Here is a 24,022-nt window from a genome sequence, read left to right as displayed (position 1 = left end):
AATTTTCAAAAAATTTGAAAAAAGAAAATTCTGTCAATTGATATAATCTGTAACATTTAATCCGATGATATAATTTCAATAATTTTATTACTATATTTATTCAATGACGCGCTATATATAAAGTACGCTTTAATGCAGCAAAGTGCAACAAAAAATCTCTACCATCAAATATAACAGTAGAGATTTTTATAAAATATATATTAACGATTATCTATTTTTTCTGGATACATGTCATGATTCATTAATCGATGTTCAGCCATTTTTTCATATTTTGTATCAGGACGACCATAATTCGTGTAAGGATCTATGGAAATGCCACCTCTCGGAGTAAATTTACCCCAAACTTCAATATAATGTGGGTCCATTAAATTAATTAAATCATTCATAATAATATTCATACAATCTTCGTGAAAATCTCCGTGGTTTCTAAAACTAAATAAATATAACTTTAATGATTTAGATTCCACCATCTTGATATTAGGGATATACGAGATATAAATTGTCGCAAAATCTGGTTGACCCGTAATAGGGCATAGTGATGTGAATTCAGGACAATTAAACTTAACAAAATAATCACGACCTTGATGCTTATTATCAAAAGTTTCTAAAACTTCCGGTCTATAATCAAATTCATAAGTGTTATTTTGATTGCCTAATAAAGTAATATCTTTTAATTCATCTTTTTGACGTCCTTGTGTCAATTTTCTAGCTCCTTTAATTATTTTGATTTATAGTTGTTTCACGTCTTGCTTTATCAAACATATAGTAACTTGCTCCGATAATGACAATATATCCTACTGTTGCAAACATATCAGGTGATTCTCCAAACAGAATAAATCCAAATAATGCAGTAAATATTATAGACGCATATGTGAAGATGGAGATATCTTTTGCTGGAGCAAAACTATAAGCCAATGTTATACCAATTTGTCCTACAGCTGCTGATAATCCAGCGCCGAGTAAGAAAAGAATTTGAATTGTTGTCATAGGTGTATAAGTAAATATTGAAAAAGGTATAAGAACTACAACTGAGAATAATGAAAAATAAAACACTATCGTATAAGGTTTTTCACGAGTGCTGAGTGCTCTAACACATGTGTAGGCAGAAGCTGCAAAAATACCGGATAGTAATCCTGCTATTGAAGGAATAACTGATGATGAAAATTCTGGTTTAACAATTAATAGCATCCCTATTATAGCAATAATCATCGCCGTGATTTGATATTTTCGTACCTTTTCATGTAAAAAAATTAAACTAAGAACAATTGTCCAAAAAGGATTTAATTTCATTAATGTATCAGCATCACTTAATACCATGTGATCAATTGCGTAGATATTAAGTAAGACACCAATTAACCCAAGTGTTGAACGTGAGATGAGTAGGGGTTGACTACTTAATTTTCCAAACATAGGTTGCCTATATTTATAAATAAAAAATAATGGTATAAACATGGCTACAAAATTTCTAGCTAGAGATTTTTGAAAGACTGGTAAATCACCGGCCAATCTAAAAAAGACTGACATAAAACTAAAACCCACAGCTGAAATCAATATAGCAATAATACCTTTAACTTTTGAATTCAATATCATCGCCTCAATATTATATGATTAACGACATTATATTAGCATATAAAATCTAACTATGCATAAGTTCTTGATAATTCAATGGAAACGAGCTATAATAAAAAACGAACAAATGTTCGCTTTTAAAGATTGTTATTTCTTATGCGCAATTTAATAAAAAGCTAGAATCATGTTTTTAAAAATGTAATTTATATCTGTTATTGTAGAAATTTACGTAACTATTCTTTTAACCCTATATGTCTAATTTCAATAGAAAAGCAAGTAAAGACACTCAAAAAAATTTTTTTATTTTAAAATAATGACACTAATCTCGTAGTGATGCACTTTCCAAATGATAGGTTGTTTCTGCCATCAATTTTTAACTTTCATTAGTGATATGAGTTATGTATAATGAAACACAGAATATAGTATCAAATTAGAAATGCAAACACTATATATAGTGTTTAGCTGAGAATTTAACGTTGTAGAATTTAATCATTTTAATGCAATTTGACACTACTTTTATCTCGAAAATATTGCAATTATAGTAAAACCCTACTAAAAAGATAATTTATCATGTAGTGCAAATTTAAGTTTTAACCACTATATATTGTGGTTATTTATATATTTTAAAGGCTATTTACAGATTGAAAAAATTTTACGTAAAAGTAACTATTTTCAACTGTTTTTATAAGTAGATGATTTAAATTATATTAAAGATATTTAATCATTTCTAATCTACTTTTGGCTGAATCAATGGTTGACGAAAGAAGGTGATTCAATGAAAGTAGTATATTATTCATTTTCTGGTAATGTTAGACGATTTATTAGTCGTGCTGGTATTAAAGATACATTTGAAATTACTCAAGATAATTGTAACGAATCAGTTAATGAACCCTACATTTTAGTTACTGGCACTATTGGATTTGGAGAGGTGCCGCAGCCGGTTCAATCTTTTTTAAATGTAAATCATACTCAGTTACAAGCTGTTGCTGCGAGTGGAAATCGAAATTGGGGACAAAATTTCGCTAAAGCTGGCCATACAATTTCTGAGGAATATAAAGTTCCATTAATGATGAAGTTTGAAGTACAAGGGACAAATAAAGACATTATTGAATTTAAGGATAAGGTGGGCAATTTCAATGAAAACCATGGAAGAAAAGAAATACAATCATATTGAATTAAATAATGAAGTGACCAAGAGAAAAGACAATGGTTTCTTTGATTTAGAGAAAGATCAAGAAGCATTGAAAGTGTATCTTGAAGAAATCCATGATAAAATGATTTCTTTTGATGATGAAATCGAAAGACTTCATTATCTTGTTGATAATAATTTTTATTTTAATGTTTTCGAAAAATATAGCGAAGCAGAATTAATTGAAATTACTGAATACGCAAAATCAATTCACTTCCAATTTGCTAGTTATATGTCGGCAAGTAAGTTTTATAAGGATTACGCTTTAAAAACGAATGATAAAACTAAGTTTCTTGAGGATTATAATCAGCACGTCGCAATCGTTGCACTTTATTTAGCGAATGGTAATGTTAAACAAGCAAAACAATTTATTTCTGCAATGGTGGAACAACGTTATCAACCGGCGACACCAACATTCTTGAATGCAGGTAGAGCAAGACGTGGAGAACTTGTTTCATGTTTCTTATTAGAAGTAGACGATAGCTTAAATTCTATCAATTTCATTGATTCAACTGCAAAACAACTTAGTAAAATTGGTGGTGGTGTGGCCATTAATTTATCGAAACTTCGTGCACGTGGAGAAGCAATTAAAGGAATTAAAGGTGTAGCTAAAGGTGTTTTACCTGTTGCTAAGGCACTTGAAGGTGGATTTAGTTATGCAGATCAATTAGGACAACGTCCTGGCGCTGGGGCAGTGTACTTAAATATTTTCCATTACGATGTTGAAGAGTTTTTAGATACTAAGAAAGTGAATGCAGATGAAGATTTACGTTTATCTACTATTTCGACTGGTCTTATTGTACCTTCTAAATTCTTTGATTTGGCTAAAGAGGGTAAAGATTTCTATATGTTTGCACCTCATACAGTTAAACAAGAATACGGTGTGACTTTAGATGATATTGATTTAGAAAAGTATTACGACGATATGGTTGCAAACCCTAATATCGATAAAAAGAAAAAAGACGCACGTGAAATGTTAAATATGATTGCACAAACACAATTACAGTCTGGTTATCCATATCTTATGTTTAAAGATAATGCAAACAAAGTACATGCGAATTCAAATATTGGGCAAATTAAAATGAGTAATTTATGTACTGAAATTTTCCAATTACAAGAGACATCAGTAATTAACGACTATGGAATTGAAGATGAAATTAAAAGAGATATTTCATGTAACTTAGGCTCATTGAATATAGTGAATGTTATGGAATCAGGTAAATTCAGAGATTCTGTGTTCACAGGTATGGATGCTCTTACAGTTGTAAGTGATGAAGCAAATATTCAAAATGCACCAGGTGTAAAAAAAGCGAATAGTGAACTACATTCTGTTGGACTAGGAGTAATGAACTTACATGGTTATCTAGCTAAAAATAAAATTGGCTATGAATCTGAAGAAGCAAAAGACTTTGCTAATATATTCTTTATGATTATGAACTATTATTCCATCGAACGTTCAATGGAAATTGCAAAAGAGCGTGGAGAAAAGTATCAAGACTTTGAGCAATCAGACTATGCAAATGGTAAATATTTTGAATTCTATACATCTCAAGAATTTGAACCAAAATTTGAAAAGGTTCGCCAACTTTTTGATGGTATCGATATACCTACTTCAAATGATTGGAAAGAATTGCAAAATAAAGTAGAACAATATGGACTTTATCACGCTTATAGATTAGCTATTGCTCCGACTCAAAGTATTTCTTATGTTCAAAATGCGACAAGTTCTGTTATGCCTATTGTTGACCAAATTGAACGTCGTACGTATGGAAATGCGGAAACATTTTATCCAATGCCATTTTTATCACCAGAAACAATGTGGTACTACAAATCAGCATTTAATACTGACCAAATGAAACTTATTGACTTAGTAGCTACAATTCAAACTCACGTAGACCAAGGTATTTCAACGATACTTTATGTTAATTCAGAAATTTCAACACGTGAACTTTCAAGATTATATGTATATGCACACCATAAAGGCCTTAAATCTTTATACTATACACGTAATAAATTATTAAGTGTGGAAGAATGTACAAGTTGTGCGATTTAATTGATTAAGTTGTAAAGATTTTAGAGTAGAGTGATGAATTGATGTATTTCTTTAAATTATAGATTTACATTGGTTCAAAACTCTTTATTTTATACATAAATATGACAGGAGGATTTTAATGAAGGCGGTAAATTGGAACACCCAAGAAGATATGACTAATATGTTCTGGCGTCAAAATATCTCACAAATGTGGGTGGAAACAGAATTTAAAGTATCAAAAGATATAGCAAGTTGGAAAACATTAACAGATTCTGAGAAAAATACTTTTAAAAAAGCGCTTGCAGGTTTAACAGGTTTAGATACACATCAAGCTGATGATGGTATGCCATTAATCATGCTTCATACTACTGATTTAAGAAAGAAAGCTGTTTATTCATTTATGGCTATGATGGAACAAATCCATGCGAAAAGTTATTCTCATATCTTCACTACATTATTACCATCTAGTGAAACCAACTATTTATTGGATACTTGGGTTATTGAAGAGCCACATTTAAAATATAAATCAGATAAAATTGTAGAAAATTACCACAAACTTTGGGGTAAAGAAGCATCGATTTACGATCAATATATTGCTCGTGTTTCTAGTGTATTCTTAGAAACATTTCTATTCTATTCTGGCTTCTATTATCCATTATATCTCGCAGGACAAGGAAAAATGACTACGTCAGGTGAAATTATACGTAAGATACTTTTAGATGAATCTATACATGGAGTGTTCACAGGTTTAGATGCACAAAGTCTACGTAATGAGTTATCTGAAAGTGAGAAACAAAAAGCTGATCAAGAAATGTACAAATTATTAAATGAACTTTATGATAATGAAGTTTCATATACACATTTATTATATGATGATATTGGTCTTGCTGAAGATGTATTAAATTATGTTCGATATAATGGAAATAAAGCATTATCGAATTTAGGTTTTGAACCATATTTCGAAGAGAGAGAGTTTAACCCTATTATTGAAAATGCACTAGATACATCTACAAAGAACCACGATTTCTTCTCTGTTAAAGGTGATGGCTATACATTGGCTTTAAATGTTGAGCCTCTACGTGATGAAGACTTTGTTTTTGATAATTAATATAGTACTTTTAAAGAGATTTCTATTAAAATTAGTAGGAATCTCTTTTTTTATGAAAGTTGGTATTATAAAATATTTTGATGTATTATTACTGCTGGATAAAACATTTATAAAATTCCCAAAAAATATGAAAAAACTATTGAAAAAAGAAAATAGAGTCTATAATATTGATGTTAATGATAATCATTATCATTATCATTACTTTCGTATATTGACCTTATACATCTTTAATATTTAGCAAGGAGATTAACTAATGAAATTTATTTTTAAAGGTTATACCTTATTTATTTTATTAGTGACTTTAACTATTGTCTCTTTATTTATAGGGGTGAGTCAGCTCTCTCTAATAGATATTTTCCATTTAAGTGATGAACAAATAAACATTTTGTTTTCGAGTCGAATTCCCAGAACAGTTAGTATTCTACTTTCGGGTAGTTCACTAGCTTTATCAGGATTAATTATGCAACAGATGATGCAAAATAAATTTGTAAGCCCAACGACTGCTGGTACTATGGAGTGGGCAAAATTAGGTATTTTAATGTCATTGTTGTTCTTTCCTAATGGTCCCATTTTAATCAAATTATTATTTGCTGTTGTTCTAAGTATTGTTGGAACGTTTTTATTTGTCCAATTAATTAATCTTATCCGTGTAAAAGATGTAATCTTTGTTCCACTTTTAGGCATTATGATTGGTGGTATTTTATCCAGTTTTACTACATTTGTAGCGTTGAGAACCAATGCTTTACAAAGCATTGGAAACTGGTTAACTGGTAACTTTGCAGTTATAACGAGTGGTCGTTTTGAGGTGTTGTATCTCACAATACCATTACTTATTTTGGCATTTGTATTTGCAAATCATTTTACTATTGCAGGTATGGGAAAAGACTTTAGTCATAATTTAGGTGTAAGTTATGAAAAAATCATTAAAATAGCATTATTCATAACAGCAACGCTAACAGCATTAGTTGTTGTTACTGTTGGAACATTACCATTTTTAGGTTTAATCGTACCGAATATCATATCTATCTATAGAGGCGATCATTTGAAAAATGCTTTACCACACACGCTTATGCTCGGTGCAATTTTTGTTTTAATTGCTGATATTATTGGTAGAATAATTGTTTACCCTTACGAAATTAATATTGGATTGACGATAGGTGTATTTGGCACAATTATTTTCCTAATCTTGCTAATGAAAGGTAGGAAAAATTATGCAAATGAGCGCTAATAAAAAAATAAGTATACTGGTCGTTATGGCAATTTGTATGGCAATTTTTTATTTATTGGTAGGTTTAGATTTTGATATATTTGAATATCAATTCCAAAGCCGTTTCAAAAAATTTATTCTTATATTATTAGTAGGAGCATCGATAGGAACGTCCGTAGTTATTTTCCAATCTATTACTACAAATAGATTATTAACTCCTTCTATTATGGGACTTGATTCTGTGTATTTATTTGTCAAAGTCTTACCTATTTTTATTTTAGGTGAACAAGCAACTGTTGTTACAAATATCTACCTTAATTTTTTAATCACTTTGATCGCAATGGTGTTTTTTTCATTGCTATTATTTCAAGTTATATTTAAACTAGGTCACTTTTCAGTCTATTTCATATTACTAGTTGGTGTAATATTAGGAACTTTCTTCCGTAGTATTACAAGTTTTCTCCAACTTATAATGAATCCTGAATCTTTTTTAGCAGTTCAAAATGTTATGTTTGCTAGCTTTGAAGCATCAAATTCTAAATTAGTAACTGTTTCAGGCATATTATTAGTTATATTAATAATTGTTACAATAATACTTCGACCATATTTAGATGTTCTTTTGTTAGGTAGAGCACAAGCAATTAATCTAGGTGTTTCTTATGAGAATATGACGCGTATGTTTCTTATTTTGGTTGCTTTACTCGTCTCTATATCTACTGCATTAATAGGTCCTGTAACATTTCTTGGCTTATTAACTGTCAACTTAGCACACGAATTTATGAAGACCTATGAACACAAATTTATTTTACCGGCAACAATATTATTCAGCTGGATTAGTTTATTTATAGCGCAATGGGTAGTTGAAAATCTATTCGAAGCAACAACTGAATTCAGTTTGATAGTAGATTTAGTTGGTGGAAGTTACTTCATATATTTGCTTGTCAAAAGGAGAAATGCAAATTGATTCAAATTCGAAATTTAGATAAAACGATAGACAATAAACCTATTTTAAAAGATATTAGCGTAGATATTAAAAAGGGAAAATTGACTTCACTCATAGGTCCTAACGGTGCTGGTAAGAGTACATTATTATCTGCTATCAGTCGCTTATTTAGTTATGAGAACGGTTCAATTTTGATTGAAGACAAAGAAATTTCAGAATATAAAACTGACGATTTAGCTAAAAAATTAAGTATTTTAAAACAATCTAATCACACTGATATGAACATAACTATCGAGCAACTAGTTAAATTTGGTCGTTTTCCATATTCAAAAGGTCGAATGAAGCAAGAAGACTATGACAAAGTGGAATATGCTCTTGACTTATTACAGCTTAATGAAATTAAACATCGTAATATTAAAACACTATCTGGAGGTCAGCGACAACGTGCATATATTGCTATGACTATAGCACAAGATACTGATTATATATTATTAGACGAGCCTTTAAATAATTTAGATATGAAACATTCAGTACAGATTATGCAAACGTTACGAGATTTATGTCGTCAGTTAAATAAAACAATCATTATCGTATTACATGATATCAACTTTGCTTCTTGTTATTCAGACGACATCATTGCGCTTAAACAAGGTGAGCTAGTTAAAGCTGATGATAAAGATAATGTTATTCAGTCTGACATTTTAAAAAGTTTATATGAAATGGAAGTACGTATAGAGGAGATAAGGGGACAACGTATTTGTCTATATTATGATGAAACTACTTTTGACTCAGTTTAATGATTAAAATTGAGACGCATAGTAAAAGAGGTTATCCATACGAAAAGAAATTATAAATTTGATTAGGGAGTTGCACATATGAAAAAAACAGTCTTATTTTTATTATTGTCTCTAGTTTTAGTTTTAACGGCTTGTAGTAATAGTTCGAATAATAATTCAACTTCGAAAAAGAAAAATAGTGATTCTAAAGAAACTGTAACCATCAAAAATAGTTTTGAAGCAAGTGGTAAAGAAAATAATGGCAGTGATAAGAAAAAAATCTCTAATACTGTCGAAGTACCAAAGAATCCTAAAAATGCCGTTGTATTAGATTATGGAGCGCTTGATGTGTTGAAAGAATTAGGTGTGGCTGATAAAGTAAAAGGTTTACCTAAAGGTGAAAATAACCAATCTTTACCTAAATTTTTAGATGAATTTAAAGATGATAAGTATATTAATACTGGAAATTTAAAAGAAGTGAACTTTGATAAAGTTGCATCAGCTAAACCAGATGTGATTTTTATTTCAGGAAGAACAGCTAATCAGAAAAATTTAGATGAATTTAAAAAAGCTGCACCAAAAGCTAAAGTTGTATATGTAGGTACAAGTGATGACAACTTAATTAAAGATATGAAAAAAAATACAGAAAATTTAGGGAAAATCTACGATAAAGAAGATAAAGCTAAAAAAATTAATAAAGATTTAGATAGAAAAATATCTGATATGAAAGATAAAACTAAAGACTTTAATAAGAAAGTAATGTATTTATTGGTTAACGAAGGTGAACTATCAACGTTTGGACCAGGAGGAAGATTTGGTGGTTTAGTGTTTGATACATTAGGATTTAAACCTGCAGACAAAAAGGTTAGCAAAAGCCCGCATGGTCAAAATATAAATAATGAATATATTAACAAGCAGAATCCAGATGTTATTTTAGCTATGGATCGTGGTTCAGTTGTAGGTGGTAAAGCAACAACAAATCAAGTTTTAAAAAACAAAGTTATAAAAAATGTAAAAGCAGTAAAAAGTAATCATATTTACGAATTAGATCCAAAACTATGGTATTTCTCTTCAGGATCTTCAACGACAACTATCAAACAAATTGATGAATTAAATGAAGTAGTAGAGAAAGTTGAAAAATAATCTTATAATAAGAGAAAATCAACCGAGGTATAAGAAGAAAACTTTAAATGCATGAATAGAATGTTGATATAAGAAGAGCTCCTAAAGCGAATTTTTAAATAAAATTCACTTTAGGAGCTCAAATATTTCAAAAACTTTGTAACAAGTTATTTATACTTCAAAATATAAATGATAATGAAATTTACAACGACTGTTAAAATGCGCTTTACAACGAGGACACATTTCTACCATCATATAGTCACGAATACGCATCTCATGTTTACAAACACCACACATAATAGCTTTTTCATCAAACTCATTTTCAGCCCATCTTTCAATTGTATGAGATACGTGTTCATTATGACATTTATAACACGGATAATATTTGTTGCAACATTTAAATTTAATGGCAATAACATCTAAAGATGAATAATAATGTGTACATCGTGTTTCATTATCTATGAGTGATCCATAAACCTTTGCCAATGATGTGTCCTCCTTGAAGAATTAATCTGTGGGATGATCACCTATAATACGTACCTCAGTATTCAATTCAACATCGAATTTTTCTTTAACTATTTTTTGTACGTGATGTATAAGTGCTTCATAATCAGTTGCTGTACCGTTGTCTACATTAACCATGAATCCCGCATGCTTAGTTGAAACTTCAACGCCACCGATTCGATAGCCCTGTAAATTAGAATCTTGAATGAGTTTACCTGCAAAATGACCCGGTGGTCTTTGGAAAACACTTCCGCAAGAAGGGAATTCAAGCGGTTGTTTAGATTCACGTCTTTCAGTAAGATCATCCATTTTGGCCTGAATTTCATCTAATTTACCTGGTTCTAAGGTGAAAGCAGCCTCTAATACAACTAAATGTTTTTGTTGTACCACACTATTTCTATAGTCTAATTCCAGTTCAGCTGTAGTGAGCTTTAATAAATCACCTTTTTCATTGACACATAATGCATAGTCAATACAGTCTTTAACTTCTCCGCCATAAGCACCAGCATTCATGAATACGGCGCCACCAATTGACCCAGGGATACCGCATGCAAATTCTAAACCGGTTAATACATGGTCACGTGCAACATTTGAAACGTCAATAATTGCTGCACCACTACCTGCTATAATTGCATCATCAGAGGTTTCAATATGATTGAGAGATAATAAGCTGAGGACAATTCCTCGAATTCCACCTTCTCGAATGATAATGTTAGACCCATTTCCTAAATAAGTTACCGGTATACTGTTCTCATGGGCAAACTTTACGATGGCTTGGACTTCTTCATTTTTGGTAGGGGATAAATAAAAATCTGCCTCTCCTCCTGTTTCTGTATATGTATAACGCTTGAGAGGTTCATCCACTTTAATAATATCTTTAGGAAGAATTGACTCTAATCCGCGTAAGATGTCATTTTTATTCAATGTTTTGAACATCCTTTCTCATCTTCTTAATATCAACATTATTATATCAATTATAAAAGTTATTTGCGAAATTTGGATATATGAATTGATTATAAATATAAAATGGTTATGTCGTACTTTATGAGTTTTTACGATAACAAATTAGATTCCTTATATAATTTCTCAAACAAATTTTGTTTTTGAGACTCATATTCACGTATCTTTTTAGCATGTTGCACAATTTCATTTTTCTTACTTGCAAACCATTCTGCTATTGCTTTATCGTTGTGTAGTAAATGATTGACTGTTTGATATTGTTTGAAAAGAGAAGTTTCCATTTGAATAATATGTAATCTTACTTCTTGTTTTAATTCACTTAAATTATTAAAACGTGCCATGACAACTTTTTTCTTGTAAGAATGGTGCAAACGATAAAAACCAGCATAATTTAGGCGCTTTTCATCTAGTGAAGTAATATCGTGCAAGTTATTTACACCAACAAGTATATCTAAAATGGGCTCAGTTTGATAATTAAAATGACAGGTACCACCGATATGCTGAGTGTATTTAATAGGAGAATCTAAAATAGTAAACAATACGTCTTTCACTTTGTTATATTCATATGTAAATTGTTTCACAGATTCATTTTTAATAAAAGGTTGGACATTAGCGTACATGAAATACTCCTCATTTATAAAAATAATATATACAATAAAGTCTGACATACTATAACACAATTCATTTTCATAATAAATACGTTTATGTATAATGTTTAGTGATAAGGAGTGCAAATATGAAAAAACTACTATTTATCATAACAGTTATCATTTTAACCATAGTTGTATCCGCTTGTGGAAATGAATCAAAAAGAGATATTAAACAATTTGAACGTCAATATAAAGAAATTCATCAAAAACAACACAGTGTAGAAAAAGTTATGGATAAAATACCATTAAAAGAGTTAGATAATTTAAGTAAAACTGATACCACTGATAAAAATAAAAAAGAATTTCGTGCACTTCAGCAGGATATTAATAACTATTTGATACCTGAGTTTAAAAAATATAAAAATTCCACTCAACATTTAACAGCAGATACTAATGAGGTTAAGCACTTGAAAGAGGATTATCTAAAAACTGTTGAAAATAAAGAGAAATCTATATATGATTTAAAAGAATTTGTAGATTTATGTAATCGCTCAATTAAAGATAATGAAGATATTTTGGATTATACTAAATTATTCGAGAAAAATAGAACTGAAGTGGAGTCTGACATTAATAAAGCACAAAATAAAGAAGATGCAAGTCAACTTAAATCAAAATTAGAAGAAAATAATCAACAATTAAAAGATACTGCTAAAAAATATTTAAATTCTTCAAATAATGATTCTGATTCAGCGAAAGAAGCAATCAAAAATCATATTTCACCACTTATTGACAAACAAATTACGGATATTAATAAAACAAATATTTCTGATAATCATGTTGATAATGCTAGAAAAAATGCAATTGAGATGTATTATAGTTTGCAAAATTATTATGATACGAGAGTAGATACGATTAAAACTAGCGAAAAATTAGCTCAAATTGATGTTGATCGATTGCCAAAAGAGGGAAAAGATATATCAGAAATGGATAAATCGTTCAAAAGAGAATTTAAAAAAATAAAAGAAAGTGTAAATTAAATACTATCTGAATTTAAAAAAATGAAAATTTATGGTTAACATTACATAGCAGAGTGTGTATAATTGTACCCATTGATAAGATTTTAGGGATAAAAATTTCACGCATATGCTTAGTATGAAGTGATAAATATTTTTAGAGGTGAATAGAATGGCTATTAAGCTGAGTTCAATTGACCAGTTTGAACAAGTATTAGAAGAAAATAAATATGTTTTTGTATTAAAACACAGTGAAACTTGTCCAATTTCTGCAAATGCGTATGATCAATTTAATAAGTTTTTATATGAAAGAGACATAGATGGTTATTATCTAATCGTTCAACAAGAGCGTAAACTATCTGATTATATCGCAGAGAAAACAAACGTAAAACACGAATCACCACAAGCTTTTTATTTTGTAGATGGTGAAATGAAGTGGAATGCAGACCACGATGATATTAACGTTTCTCAACTTGCTCAAGCTGAGGAATAATTAGAAAAGAATGAAATGATGAAGCAGCTTGCCTCAAATGTCAATGTTAGACAGATACAGGCAAGCTATTCTTATGTTATGAAAATTTTAAAATAGTTATGTATAATGTGATAATAAGTATAATTAAGGGACATAATGAAGAACACGCAGAAGATATGTTATTTCTTTAGTGTCAAATCATTGTTACTTAGATTTATAGATTATTCTCATACATCCTTTAGTATGTTTAAAATAATTTTTGGAAAAGAGAAAAATAAGGTGGTTAAGACAATGAAAGTTTTAGTAGCCATGGATGAATTTAATGGAATTATTTCTAGTTACCAAGCTAATAGATATGTTGAAGAAGCGGTAGCAAGTCAAATTGAAGATGCAGATATCGTTCAAGTTCCACTATTTAACGGTCGTCACGAATTATTAGATTCAGTCTTTCTTTGGCAATCAGGAAATAAATATCGTGTGAGTGCGCATGATGCTGACATGAAAGAAACCGAAGCAATATATGGACAAACGGATAGTGGTATGACTATTATCGAAGGTCACTTATTTTTAAATGGCAAAAAACCTATTCAACATCGATCAAGTTACGGTTTGGGAGAGGTTATAAAAGCAGCATTGGACAATCATACAGAACATCTTGTTATTTCTTTAGGTGGAATAGGAAGTTTTGATGGCGGTGCAGGCATGTTGCAAGCATTGGGTGCAACATTTTATGATGATGAAGCACAAATTGTCGATATGAGGAAAGGTGCATATTTAATAAAATATATTAGACGTATTGATTTATCAGGTGTTCATCCACAATTAACAAAGGTAAACATTCAATTAATGTCAGATTTCTCAAGTCGATTGTATGGGAAAAAAAGTGAAATCATGCAAACATACGAATCATTAGATTTGTCTCAAAATGAAGCAGCCGAGATAGATAATTTAATTTGGTATTTTAGTGAATTATTTAAGAATGAATTGAAAATAGCAATGGGACCAATCGAGCGCGGTGGTGCTGGAGGTGGTATAGCAGCTGTATTAAATAGTCTCTATCAAGCTGAGATTTTAACAAGCCATGAATTAGTGAATCAAATCACACATTTAGAAAACTTAATTCAACAGGCAGATCTTATTATTTTCGGAGAAGGTTTGAAAGAAGAAGATCAAATTCTAGAGACTACAACAATACGTATAGCAGAACTTACCCAACAATACAGCAAGCCAGCTATTGCAATTTGTGCTACAAATGATAAATTTGATTTGTTTGAATCATTGAATGTTACAGCAATGTTTAATACATTTATTGATATGCCTGATTCATATACAGATTTTAAGATGGTTATTCAAATCAGACATTACACAGTACAAGCACTAAAATTATTGAAAACGCAAATAAACTTACCGCTTTCATCCTAATATTAGAAAAAGTTTTTATACACATTTAATTTAAAAGCCATTGACAGTAAGAGTAGCTTTAGAGCTACATACTGACAATGGCTTTTTATGTTATTTATAAGATTGATGGCTGTTTGCTACTTCTTGAGCAATACCAACGACAACATGAACAGCCTTTTCCATTACATCGATAGAAGCGTATTCAAAAGGACCGTGGAAATTGCCACAACCAGTAAAAATATTAGGTGTAGGTAACCCCATAAAAGATAATTGTGATCCATCTGTACCACCTCGAATAGGTTCAGTGTTAGGTACGATGTCTAAAGCCTCAAAGACACGTTTAGGTATATCAATGATGTGTTTCAAAGGTTCAATTTTTTCTGCCATGTTAAAATATTGGTCATGCACATCTACTTTAATTGGAAAATGATTATAATGAACATTAATATCATCACGAATTTCCATCATGCGTTTTTTACGTAGCTCAAACTGTTCTTTGTCATGGTCGCGAATAATATATTGTAGAGTTGCTTTTTCAACATTACCTGTAAAATTCATTAAATGATAGAACCCTTCGTATCCTTCAGTTCTTTCAGGAACTTCATGTGAGGGAAGTAAACTATTAAACTGTTGACCTAAACTAATTGCATTAACCATGGCATTTTTAGCTGAACCTGGATGAACGTTAACACCATGGCAAGTGACAGTTACCTCTGCCGCATTGAAACTTTCGAATTGTAGTTCTCCTAATTGACTGCCATCCATTGTATATGCAAAATCTGCATTAAATCGACTAACATCAAATTGATGCGGGCCTCGTCCAATTTCTTCATCGGGTGTAAAGCCAACTCGAATTGTACCGTGTTTAATGTCAGGATGATCAATTAAATACTTTATCCCTTCCATTATTTCTACAACACCTGCTTTATCATCGGCGCCTAGTAGAGATGTACCATCTGTCACCATTAGTGTATGACCCACAACTTTATTTAATTCAGGAAAAACATCAGGATCTAAGATACGCTGAGATTCACCAAGTTTGATAGGTTGCCCATTATAGGCTTCAATGATTTGCGGATTTACATGAGAAGCATTGAAATCTGGTGAAGTGTCTACATGTGCTAAAAAACCGACAGTAGGTACATTATAATTAATATTGCTTTCGAGTGTAGCAAATAAGTAACCATGTTCATCCATGTCTGTTTTAAGACCTAATGATTGAAGCTCTTCTTCTAATAGATTTAATAAATCCCACTGTTTATTCGTAGATGGTGTCGTCTTGGAATCAGGATTAGATTGTGTATCAATTTTTACATATCTCGTTAATCTTTCGATAATTTGTTTCTTCATACGAGTTCATCCCCTTAGATTTATACTCTATTATTCATATTATAGGATTTTTTATAAGTTTTACCCTTGATTTTACCATAAGATTGCTTGATGCGTGAATAAATGTAATAGACTATTTCAGATACAAGTATACCGAATGCAATTGCACCAGAAATTAATGTTACCTCTAAAAAAGTATTAACTGCATTCGTATAATCATTTGATACTAAAAATCTTGTAGCTTCATATGCTGCGCCACCTGGAACGAGAGGTATAATGCCGGGGACGATAAATATAATAACAGGTTGCTTGTACCGTCTACTCATTGTATGACTCATTAATCCTAATATTAGACTTCCTAAAAATGAAGCGCCAACTTTACCTAAATCCATACCTACTGTCATCTGATATATTGTCCAAGCAACAGCTCCAACAAATCCACAAGCTAATAGCAATTTTTTAGGTGCATTAAATATAATTGAAAAAAGGACTGTGGCAATGAAACTAATGATAAAGTGAAACAGATAAATAAACATAACTAACAGCCTTTCTTATAATAATAGTAATACAATAGCTACTCCTGCACCAATAGCAAATGCAGTTAAAGCAGCTTCAACACCACGTGACATACCAGCAAGTAACTCTCCGGCAAGTAAGTCACGAATAGCGTTAGTAATCAAAATACCGGGAACGAGAGGCATGACACTTGCAATAGTAATAATGTCTTGATTTTTAGCTATACCTAGTTTAGTGAATATTGCTGCAATACTAATAACAACAGCAGATGCTACAAACTCTGAAAAGAATTTAATTTGTATATATTTTTGCACGAAACTAAACGTTAAAAAAGCTATACCACCCGCTAGGCATGCAATCCAAGCGTCGGAAGCTACGCCACCAAACATGAATAAGAAAAAACCACAAGCTACAAAGGCAGCAATGAGATTTGTTAAGAAAGAATACTGAAGAGACGCACGTTTAAGTTGCAGTAACTCACTTTTTGCTTCGTCAATTGTAAGTTGCTTACTCGAAATTTTACGAGATAGGCTATTGGTTAAAGCAATTTTCTCAAGATCGGTTGTACGTTCGCGAATACGAATCAACCTCGTACTAGTACGATCATTTAATGAGAAAATAATTGCAGTTGATGTCACAAAACTGTATGTATCATGTAAACCATAACTATGGGCAATACGATTCATTGTATCCTCAATTCGATATGTTTCAGCGCCTGCTTCAAGTAAGATTCGCCCAGCAATTAAGACTACATCAATCACTTTATTTTCATCAATGATAGTGATTGAATCTGACATATCTCATCACCTCCGAAGCTATTTAATATTTTTATGAACAATTGAAGTTTACAACTTGAAGACTTAAGTTTCAATAGACAGCTTGATTTTAATAACATTTTCAATACTAATTAAAAATAGTAAAAAATGCTATGCATAACTGTATACGCTTTAATAATTTTTTAACGTAGCAGTTAACATAGCATTTAGCTTGATTATAATTTGACAATAGGATTAAACATGACTTTATTTCTTCCTTCACTTTTAGCCACATGTACCATGTCATCAGCATCTTTAAATACTTTACGTTGAGATTTACGATCTTCTTGAGTTAAGTATCCTACACCAATTGAAACTGATAGCTTGATTACTTCTTTGTTTGGTAGGTGGAAAGAAGATTTTTCAACACCACTTCGAATATTTTCTGCTAATTTCACGCTTTGATCTAGTGTGTAATCTCTTATTACAACAGAAAATTCTTCGCCACCGTTTCTAAATATTTTGAACTGGTTTGGGACATAGTTTTTTAATAGTTGAGACATTTGTTTGAGAACAGCATCTCCTGATTGGTGTGAATAATGATCGTTTACATCTTTAAAGCCATCAATATCAATGAGAAGTAAGGCTAAACTTTGTTTCTTTTCTTCAGCTTTACTTGAGACCTCATTTAAGTGTCTATCAAATTCTTTCACATTACCTAGACCTGTAAGATAATCGTATTTATCTTCATTTTCATAACGATTGACTAAAGAGAAAAAGTGCCATATATCAACGAATGTTATTGCTGAAGCAATTGTAATAATAAATGAAATAGGGATAAGCACTAAAATCTCTACGAGTTCATAAATAGGGCTTAATAATGCTAAAAATAACAAAATGATAATGCTAATCAAATTTAAAATAAGTAAAGAAATGATATCGTTTTGCTTTAAGAATGGTCCCACTGCACTGACAATACCTGCAATAACGATTAATGTAATACCATAAATAATTGAGTTTCCAAAGATAAATACATCGACTAAAGATACGATAAAAGCAGCCGTGAGTGTATATATCATGTTGGTATAACGTCCTAAAAACAAAAGAGGTACAAATGTTAAATGGACGAGGTATTCGTTTTGAAATGGGATAGGGTATGCCGCTAAAAGTAAAGAAACGAATGTCATTAGTACTGTTACATATTCTTTAGAAAAAATCATTCTTTTATTTTCAGAATATTGTAACCTATGAAATAAATATATACCTGCCACCATGACAGATATGTTATATATGATAGCTTCAAACATTTCCATACCGACTCCTTTATTAACCATTAGCTATTGTAAGTGAAAACTTACAATTTGTCATCATCTAGCAACAGAAATTACACACAAACAATGGTATTTAATGTTAAAATTAGCACTTAAATGGTATGATTAAAAAAATGTATAGACAATGCAAAGATAATGTAAAGGTCAATCTTTGTAATTTAGACAATAGCTATGTAACATGGATATTTATAATTTAAACATTAATCATATAATTTTAGTTCAATGAAAACTACATTTATGGTTGATAAATATTGCATTAAAAACGATAGATAACAAATTTTACATAGCGTGAGGTACAACTTATTCAATGAAGGTGAACTGATGTATACACTATTACTTATAGCTTTTACTATGATAGTCAGTTTAATAATTACACCCATTATTATTGTAATATCAAAAAAATTAGATTTAGTAGATCGTCCTAATTTCAGAAAAGTACATACGAAACCTATCTCAGTGATGGGAGGAACGGTCATTTTATTTTCTTTCTTAATAGGGATTTGGCTCGGACACCCTATTGAACGTGAGGTTAAACCGCTTATATTAGGTGCAATTACAATGTATATGGTTGGATTGATTGATGATATTTACGATCTAAGACCTTATTTAAAGTTAGCAGGTCAAATTGTTGCAGCTTTAATTGTTACGTTTTATGGAATTACAATAGACTTTATTTCATTGCCAATTGGTCCAACGATTCATTTTGGCATATTCAGCATTCCTATTACAGTAATATGGATTGTAGCAATTACCAATGCTATTAATCTTATCGACGGACTTGATGGACTTGCCTCAGGCGTCTCAGCATTGGCATTAATGACTATTGGATTCATCGCTATTTTACAAGCGAACATATTTATTATCATGATTTGCTGTGTACTTTTAGGGTCTTTACTTGGTTTCTTATTCTATAACTTTCACCCAGCGAAAATTTTCCTAGGTGATAGTGGTGCATTAATGATAGGATTTATTATCGGTTTCTTATCCTTACTCGGCTTTAAGAATATCACATTTATTGCATTATTCTTTCCTATAGTTATATTAGCGGTGCCATTTATTGATACATTATTTGCAATGATTCGTCGAATGAAAAAAGGGCAACATATAATGCAAGCGGACAAGTCACATTTACATCATAAATTACTTGCTTTAGGATATACGCATAGACAAACCGTTTTACTTATTTATTCAATAGCGATTATGTTTAGTTTATCTAGTGTTATCCTCTATTTATCCCAACCGTTGGGTGCACTTATGATGTTCATTCTCATTGTCTTTACGATTGAGTTGATCGTTGAATTTACTGGATTAATAGATGATAATTATCGACCAATATTAAATTTAATTACAAAAAAAGGAAATGGTAAGCAACATCATTATGATGAGCATCACCGTTCATAATAAAAAAACACTATGTAGGTCATAAGCACGCGTTGCTTTAACTTGCATAGTGTTTTTTATTTAATTGGTTTCAATATCAAAAGGTAATAGTTTAAGGTCTTCTTGTTTCAAATCATAATTTCCAGAAGTAATTCGATTTAAAAAGTCTATAAAAGCATCATATTCATTTTTTACTACGTCAATTTGATAACTTACTTTATCGGTATAAAATTGTTCTCTTAATAAGAATGTAGTAGAGGCAAGTTCATATTCAAATTTACCTGTCTGATCATAATCTAACGTAACGGTTACTGGAATAGCTTCTCTTAGTTCGACTCTACCTATATCATATATCACATCACGCACGGCGCCGCTATATGCTCTAATAAGACCGCCTGCACCTAACTTGATACCACCGAAGTAGCGTGTCACGACGACACAAACATTGTGTATCTCTTGTTTTTTCAGTATTTCAAGCATTGGGATGCCAGCTGTTCCACTTGGTTCGCCATCGTCGTTTGCCTTTTGAATATTCATCTCTGGTCCGACAGTATAGGCTGAACAATTATGAGTTGCATCTTTATGTTTTGTTTTAATTTCATCTATAAAAGCTTTTGCTTCATTTTCAGTCGAAACAGGCTTAATATATGCTATAAAGCGTGATTTACTTATCACATTTTCAATTGAATGTGCTTGTTTAATAGTAATTATGGATTTATCCATCTTATTTTTGCCACCTACAATTCAGTTTTCTAACATTATTATACACGTAACAAGATAGGTTCTAAATTATTACGATGATATTTTCTTTTTTAAAAAATTATTGTATCATAACTATGAGTATAATTGAGGAGGATAAGTATTAAGATGAAGATTGCAGTTATGACCGATTCTACAAGTTATTTACCACAACATATAATAGAACAATATAACATACCAGTCGCTTCACTAAGTGTAACTTTCGATGATGGAGTGAATTTCACTGAGAGTGATGATTTTTCTGTAGATGATTTTTATAAAAAAATGGCTTCATCTAAAACTATACCAACAACAAGCCAACCTGCTATTGGCGATTGGATTGAAAATTTTGAGAGATTAAGAGAACAAGGATACACTGATGTCATCGTGATTAACTTATCAAGTGGTATAAGCGGAAGCTATCCTTCAGCAACACAAGCTGGTGAAATGGTTGAAGATATTCAAGTACATACGTTTGATAGCCGTCTTGCTGCGATGATTGAAGGTAGCTTTGCAATTTACGCTGCTCAATTGGTACAAAAGGGATATAAACCTGATGATATTATTAATGAACTAACTGAAATAAGACAACATATTGGTGCATACTTAATTGTTGATGATTTAAAAAATTTACAAAAAAGTGGTCGTATCACTGGAGCTCAAGCTTGGGTAGGTACATTATTGAAAATGAAACCTGTCTTGCGTTTTGAAGAAGATGGTAAAATACATCCACACGAAAAAGTACGTACTAAAAAACGTGCGCTAAAATCTTTAGAAACAAACATTTTTAAAGAAATAGAAGGCATGGAAGATGTGACAGTATTTGTAATAAACGGTGATAAAACTGAAGATGGAAAGTCATTTCTTCAGCAATTAAAGGAAGATCATCCTAATGTTCATATTCAGTATTGTGAATTTGGACCAGTGATAGCATCACATTTAGGATCAGGCGGTTTAGGATTGGGTTACTTCCCAAGAAGAATCGACATTAATTAATATATAATCAAAAGTCTGAAAGCTTGATAGGAAAGAACACAGTGGTAATATCATTAGATATCACTTGTGTTCGCTTATTTGAGTATTTCAGACTTTTTTGAAAGTAGTGAAGTAAAATTAAATATTACGGTAGACTGATTTCTCCAACGCATCAACTTGAAGATGAATCAGTATCTCAAGTTTCAAAAGGTGTTATAAAAGACAGTGAGCGTTGGTATTGTATTCAATGTGGAAACACTTCCTTGCAATATTTTGTGACTTACAATTCAACGATATTGGATAAAACAATCACATACTGTAGACGATGCATTCAATTAGGCAGAATGGATAGTATTACAGATATATGTCTCGTAAAAAGTTTTCAAAAAGCAACAAAAGCGAATTATCAGTTACCCTTTGAATTATCAAAGCAACAGCAATACGCTTCAGAAACTATCGTTCAAGCTATAAAAAATAATAATGACCTCTTGTTATATGCCGTCACAGGAGCAGGGAAAACTGAAATGATGTTTGAGGGAATTAGGATAGCTCGTCAGATGGGACATAATATTGCTATTGTATCACCTCGTGTAGACGTTATTATTGAGATAAGTCATCGAATTAAAGATGCTTTTATCGATGAACATATAGATGTGCTACATCAATCTAGTAGACAGCAATATAATGGTCATTTTGTTATTGCTACTATCCATCAATTATTGAGGTTTAAACAGCATTTTGATACTGTATTTGTCGATGAGGTAGATGCTTTTCCGTTGTCTATGGATCCACAATTATCAAATGCAATACAACTTGCTTCAAAATCGAATCATTCACATATTTTCATGACGGCCACACCACCGCGTCATTTTTTAAAACAATTCCCCCCAGAAAAAATAATTAAGTTACCAGCCCGTTTTCACCGATCCCCCCTTCCTATTCCTAAGTTCAAATATTTCAAATTAAAATCAACACGAAAACAAAATTTATTACTTAATATATTTAGATATCAAATTAACCAACAACGTTTTACTTTGGTCTTTATTAATAATATAGAAATTATGAATAAAATGTATCAACAGTATAAAATGGACATCCCTGATTTGATTTGCGTTCACAGTGAAGATGATTTACGATTTGAAAAAATTGAAGCTTTAAGACGAGGACAACACAAAATTGTATTCACTACAACTATTTTAGAAAGAGGATTTACAATGACACACTTAGATGTCGTTGTAGTTGATGCTGGAAGTTTTCAACAAGAGGCTTTAATTCAAATTGCTGGTCGCGTAGGACGTAAACAGCAGTCTCCAAGTGGCTTAGTTTTATTTCTTCATGAAGGTGTTACATTATCGATGATTTTAGCTAAAAGAAACATTATTTCAATGAATCGTTTAGCAATTAAAAGGGGATGGATTGATGCGTAAATGTATCCAGTGCAATCAACCTATTCATGAGACCATTCATATTTATAACTTATTTAAACCACCTCAGATATTTTGTGAACGATGTGAAACATTATGGCTTAACTCCAAAATTCATAAAGATGGTAGGTGTCCTAAGTGCCTTAACAACAAAATTTCTACTGATGGCGAATGTCATGACTGTCAATTCTTAAGTAAAACATTTTATTTAATGGAACAATTGTTTTGTGATTATAGTTATGATGGTATGATGAAAGAAATCATACACCAGTATAAGATTAAGCGAGACTTCTATTTGGCAGAAGTATTGGCGAGAAAATTAGTTTTACCTCAAACGCAATATGATTATATAGTTCCCATTCCTTCTCCAATTGAACGCGACATTGAACGTACATTTAATCCTGTGACCACTGTCTTAGATAAAATGGGCATCTCATATCAAGATGTATTAGGTACACATATACGTCCTAAGCAGTCAAAGTTAGGAAAGATTGAACGTTCAAAAGCCCCTAATCCATTTTATATAAAAGATGAAGAGATAAATATCGAAGGGAAAGTAATACTACTCATAGATGATATTTATACAACAGGGTTAACTATTCATCACGCAGGGTGTAAATTGTACGATAAAAAAGTCAGAAAATTCAAAGTGTTTGCGTTTGCACGATAACATAAACATGGTAAAATA

25 protein-coding genes are annotated in these 24,022 nt (G+C 31.1%); 15 read left to right on the top strand and 10 right to left on the bottom strand.

What is annotated here, in order from left to right; genetic code table 11:
* Window positions 1–200: 200 nt before the first annotated feature.
* Together queF and FNL83_RS09910 are read right to left on the bottom strand one after the other, a co-directional pair.
* On the bottom strand, window positions 201–701 hold the full coding sequence (gene queF / locus FNL83_RS09915; RefSeq protein ID WP_001832596.1) for a preQ(1) synthase: 501 nt from the start codon (window positions 699–701) through the stop codon (window positions 201–203).
* 13 nt (window positions 702–714) lie between these two features.
* Window positions 715–1,590, bottom strand: a complete 876-nt coding sequence (locus FNL83_RS09910) for a DMT family transporter (protein ID WP_001829684.1) — start codon at window positions 1,588–1,590, stop codon at window positions 715–717.
* A 754-nt stretch (window positions 1,591–2,344) separates the two neighbouring features.
* Here FNL83_RS09910 and nrdI point away from each other — a divergent pair.
* The 8 genes from nrdI (at window position 2,345) to FNL83_RS09870 (ending at window position 9,967) form a co-directional block, all read left to right on the top strand.
* Window positions 2,345–2,743 carry a class Ib ribonucleoside-diphosphate reductase assembly flavoprotein NrdI gene (gene nrdI, locus FNL83_RS09905; protein WP_001829589.1) on the top strand — a complete coding sequence of 133 codons (399 nt, stop codon included), beginning with the start codon at window positions 2,345–2,347 and terminating at the stop codon, window positions 2,741–2,743.
* Window positions 2,706–4,811 carry a class 1b ribonucleoside-diphosphate reductase subunit alpha gene (gene nrdE, locus FNL83_RS09900; RefSeq protein ID WP_001829582.1) on the top strand — a complete coding sequence of 702 codons (2,106 nt, stop codon included), beginning with the start codon at window positions 2,706–2,708 and terminating at the stop codon, window positions 4,809–4,811. Before nrdI ends, nrdE begins: the two co-directional genes overlap by 38 nt.
* Window positions 4,812–4,929: 118 nt before the next feature.
* Window positions 4,930–5,898: a class 1b ribonucleoside-diphosphate reductase subunit beta gene (gene nrdF / locus FNL83_RS09895; RefSeq protein WP_001829597.1), complete on the top strand. Its 969-nt coding sequence runs from the start codon at window positions 4,930–4,932 to the stop codon at window positions 5,896–5,898.
* Window positions 5,873–6,136, top strand: coding sequence for a hypothetical protein (locus FNL83_RS09890; RefSeq protein WP_002456931.1), 264 nt, complete (start codon window positions 5,873–5,875; stop codon window positions 6,134–6,136). Before nrdF ends, FNL83_RS09890 begins: the two co-directional genes overlap by 26 nt.
* 15 nt (window positions 6,137–6,151) lie before the next feature.
* Complete coding sequence (locus FNL83_RS09885) at window positions 6,152–7,126, top strand: ABC transporter permease (protein WP_001829651.1); 975 nt, start codon at window positions 6,152–6,154, stop codon at window positions 7,124–7,126.
* Entirely contained in the window at window positions 7,110–8,069 is a 960-nt protein-coding gene (locus FNL83_RS09880) for an iron chelate uptake ABC transporter family permease subunit (protein WP_002438903.1), read from the top strand. The genes FNL83_RS09885 and FNL83_RS09880 overlap by 17 nt, the downstream gene beginning before the upstream one ends.
* Entirely contained in the window at window positions 8,066–8,845 is a 780-nt protein-coding gene (locus FNL83_RS09875; protein ID WP_001829596.1) for an iron ABC transporter ATP-binding protein, read from the top strand. The genes FNL83_RS09880 and FNL83_RS09875 overlap by 4 nt, the downstream gene beginning before the upstream one ends.
* Before the next feature lie 78 nt (window positions 8,846–8,923).
* The gene (locus tag FNL83_RS09870; RefSeq protein ID WP_001829571.1) at window positions 8,924–9,967 is read left to right on the top strand and encodes a ferrated catecholamine ABC transporter substrate-binding lipoprotein SstD; all 1,044 of its coding nucleotides are present in this window, start codon (window positions 8,924–8,926) and stop codon (window positions 9,965–9,967) included.
* A gap of 150 nt (window positions 9,968–10,117) precedes the next feature.
* Here the strand turns inward: FNL83_RS09870 and FNL83_RS09865 are convergent, their stop codons facing one another.
* From FNL83_RS09865 to FNL83_RS09855, 3 genes are all read right to left on the bottom strand, one after another.
* Window positions 10,118–10,432, bottom strand: a complete 315-nt coding sequence (locus FNL83_RS09865) for a CHY zinc finger protein (protein ID WP_001829567.1) — start codon at window positions 10,430–10,432, stop codon at window positions 10,118–10,120.
* 21 nt (window positions 10,433–10,453) lie between these two features.
* Entirely contained in the window at window positions 10,454–11,386 is a 933-nt protein-coding gene (gene murB, locus FNL83_RS09860) for a UDP-N-acetylmuramate dehydrogenase (protein WP_001829600.1), read from the bottom strand.
* Between the two features lie 116 nt (window positions 11,387–11,502).
* Window positions 11,503–12,030 (bottom strand): GrpB family protein, encoded by a 528-nt coding sequence (locus FNL83_RS09855; protein ID WP_001829625.1) that lies wholly within the window; start codon window positions 12,028–12,030, stop codon window positions 11,503–11,505.
* 116 nt (window positions 12,031–12,146) lie between these two features.
* Here FNL83_RS09855 and FNL83_RS09850 point away from each other — a divergent pair, with 116 nt between their 5' ends.
* From FNL83_RS09850 to FNL83_RS09840, 3 genes are all read left to right on the top strand, one after another.
* Window positions 12,147–13,037 (top strand): EMYY motif lipoprotein, encoded by an 891-nt coding sequence (locus FNL83_RS09850; RefSeq protein WP_001829568.1) that lies wholly within the window; start codon window positions 12,147–12,149, stop codon window positions 13,035–13,037.
* Between the two features lie 148 nt (window positions 13,038–13,185).
* Complete coding sequence (ytxJ, locus tag FNL83_RS09845) at window positions 13,186–13,506, top strand: bacillithiol system redox-active protein YtxJ (protein WP_001829675.1); 321 nt, start codon at window positions 13,186–13,188, stop codon at window positions 13,504–13,506.
* A gap of 270 nt (window positions 13,507–13,776) precedes the next feature.
* Window positions 13,777–14,907, top strand: coding sequence for a glycerate kinase (locus tag FNL83_RS09840; RefSeq protein ID WP_001829679.1), 1,131 nt, complete (start codon window positions 13,777–13,779; stop codon window positions 14,905–14,907).
* A 90-nt stretch (window positions 14,908–14,997) separates the two neighbouring features.
* Here FNL83_RS09840 and pepT read toward each other — a convergent pair whose 3' ends face one another.
* The 4 genes from pepT to gdpS form a co-directional block, all read right to left on the bottom strand.
* Window positions 14,998–16,236 carry a peptidase T gene (gene pepT, locus FNL83_RS09835; RefSeq protein WP_002438906.1) on the bottom strand — a complete coding sequence of 413 codons (1,239 nt, stop codon included), beginning with the start codon at window positions 16,234–16,236 and terminating at the stop codon, window positions 14,998–15,000.
* Window positions 16,237–16,256: 20 nt separating this feature from the next.
* Window positions 16,257–16,751, bottom strand: coding sequence for a threonine/serine exporter family protein (locus FNL83_RS09830; protein ID WP_001829634.1), 495 nt, complete (start codon window positions 16,749–16,751; stop codon window positions 16,257–16,259).
* Window positions 16,752–16,766: 15 nt separating this feature from the next.
* A complete protein-coding gene (locus FNL83_RS09825; protein WP_001829644.1) occupies window positions 16,767–17,528 on the bottom strand; it encodes a threonine/serine exporter family protein in 762 nt (253 codons plus the stop codon).
* A gap of 194 nt (window positions 17,529–17,722) precedes the next feature.
* Window positions 17,723–18,793 (bottom strand): GGDEF domain-containing protein GdpS, encoded by a 1,071-nt coding sequence (gene gdpS / locus FNL83_RS09820; RefSeq protein WP_002494710.1) that lies wholly within the window; start codon window positions 18,791–18,793, stop codon window positions 17,723–17,725.
* Window positions 18,794–19,138: 345 nt separating this feature from the next.
* Between gdpS and FNL83_RS09815 the strand changes: the two genes are divergently transcribed.
* Window positions 19,139–20,218, top strand: a complete 1,080-nt coding sequence (locus FNL83_RS09815; RefSeq protein WP_001829686.1) for a glycosyltransferase family 4 protein — start codon at window positions 19,139–19,141, stop codon at window positions 20,216–20,218.
* Window positions 20,219–20,278: 60 nt separating this feature from the next.
* Here the strand turns inward: FNL83_RS09815 and FNL83_RS09810 are convergent, their stop codons facing one another.
* A complete protein-coding gene (locus FNL83_RS09810; RefSeq protein ID WP_001829639.1) occupies window positions 20,279–20,920 on the bottom strand; it encodes a YigZ family protein in 642 nt (213 codons plus the stop codon).
* Window positions 20,921–21,064: 144 nt separating this feature from the next.
* Here FNL83_RS09810 and fakB1 point away from each other — a divergent pair, with 144 nt between their 5' ends.
* From fakB1 to FNL83_RS09795, 3 genes are all read left to right on the top strand, one after another.
* On the top strand, window positions 21,065–21,931 hold the full coding sequence (gene fakB1, locus FNL83_RS09805) for a fatty acid kinase binding subunit FakB1 (RefSeq protein ID WP_001829661.1): 867 nt from the start codon (window positions 21,065–21,067) through the stop codon (window positions 21,929–21,931).
* 134 nt (window positions 21,932–22,065) lie between these two features.
* The gene (locus tag FNL83_RS09800; protein WP_153647370.1) at window positions 22,066–23,337 is read left to right on the top strand and encodes a DEAD/DEAH box helicase family protein; all 1,272 of its coding nucleotides are present in this window, start codon (window positions 22,066–22,068) and stop codon (window positions 23,335–23,337) included.
* Window positions 23,330–24,004: a ComF family protein gene (locus FNL83_RS09795; protein ID WP_001829592.1), complete on the top strand. Its 675-nt coding sequence runs from the start codon at window positions 23,330–23,332 to the stop codon at window positions 24,002–24,004. Before FNL83_RS09800 ends, FNL83_RS09795 begins: the two co-directional genes overlap by 8 nt.
* The last annotated feature ends 18 nt before the right edge of the window (window positions 24,005–24,022 follow it).

This window comes from Staphylococcus epidermidis, assembly GCF_006742205.1.
Classification (GTDB): Bacteria; Bacillota; Bacilli; order Staphylococcales; family Staphylococcaceae; genus Staphylococcus; species Staphylococcus epidermidis.
This window is presented reverse-complemented; position numbering and strand designations above follow the sequence as displayed.

Coding starts and splice junctions, on each gene's coding strand:
- FNL83_RS09910 (WP_001829684.1), bottom strand. CDS start 1,590: ATGATATTGAATTCAAAAGTTAAAGGTATTATTGCTATATTGATTTCA.
- nrdI (WP_001829589.1), top strand. CDS start 2,345: ATGAAAGTAGTATATTATTCATTTTCTGGTAATGTTAGACGATTTATT.
- nrdE (WP_001829582.1), top strand. CDS start 2,706: ATGAAAACCATGGAAGAAAAGAAATACAATCATATTGAATTAAATAAT.
- nrdF (WP_001829597.1), top strand. CDS start 4,930: ATGAAGGCGGTAAATTGGAACACCCAAGAAGATATGACTAATATGTTC.
- FNL83_RS09890 (WP_002456931.1), top strand. CDS start 5,873: ATGAAGACTTTGTTTTTGATAATTAATATAGTACTTTTAAAGAGATTT.
- FNL83_RS09885 (WP_001829651.1), top strand. CDS start 6,152: ATGAAATTTATTTTTAAAGGTTATACCTTATTTATTTTATTAGTGACT.
- FNL83_RS09880 (WP_002438903.1), top strand. CDS start 7,110: ATGCAAATGAGCGCTAATAAAAAAATAAGTATACTGGTCGTTATGGCA.
- FNL83_RS09870 (WP_001829571.1), top strand. CDS start 8,924: ATGAAAAAAACAGTCTTATTTTTATTATTGTCTCTAGTTTTAGTTTTA.
- murB (WP_001829600.1), bottom strand. CDS start 11,386: ATGTTCAAAACATTGAATAAAAATGACATCTTACGCGGATTAGAGTCA.
- FNL83_RS09855 (WP_001829625.1), bottom strand. CDS start 12,030: ATGTACGCTAATGTCCAACCTTTTATTAAAAATGAATCTGTGAAACAA.
- FNL83_RS09850 (WP_001829568.1), top strand. CDS start 12,147: ATGAAAAAACTACTATTTATCATAACAGTTATCATTTTAACCATAGTT.
- ytxJ (WP_001829675.1), top strand. CDS start 13,186: ATGGCTATTAAGCTGAGTTCAATTGACCAGTTTGAACAAGTATTAGAA.
- FNL83_RS09840 (WP_001829679.1), top strand. CDS start 13,777: ATGAAAGTTTTAGTAGCCATGGATGAATTTAATGGAATTATTTCTAGT.
- pepT (WP_002438906.1), bottom strand. CDS start 16,236: ATGAAGAAACAAATTATCGAAAGATTAACGAGATATGTAAAAATTGAT.
- FNL83_RS09830 (WP_001829634.1), bottom strand. CDS start 16,751: ATGTTTATTTATCTGTTTCACTTTATCATTAGTTTCATTGCCACAGTC.
- FNL83_RS09825 (WP_001829644.1), bottom strand. CDS start 17,528: ATGTCAGATTCAATCACTATCATTGATGAAAATAAAGTGATTGATGTA.
- gdpS (WP_002494710.1), bottom strand. CDS start 18,793: ATGTTTGAAGCTATCATATATAACATATCTGTCATGGTGGCAGGTATA.
- FNL83_RS09815 (WP_001829686.1), top strand. CDS start 19,139: ATGTATACACTATTACTTATAGCTTTTACTATGATAGTCAGTTTAATA.
- FNL83_RS09810 (WP_001829639.1), bottom strand. CDS start 20,920: ATGGATAAATCCATAATTACTATTAAACAAGCACATTCAATTGAAAAT.
- fakB1 (WP_001829661.1), top strand. CDS start 21,065: ATGAAGATTGCAGTTATGACCGATTCTACAAGTTATTTACCACAACAT.
- FNL83_RS09795 (WP_001829592.1), top strand. CDS start 23,330: ATGCGTAAATGTATCCAGTGCAATCAACCTATTCATGAGACCATTCAT.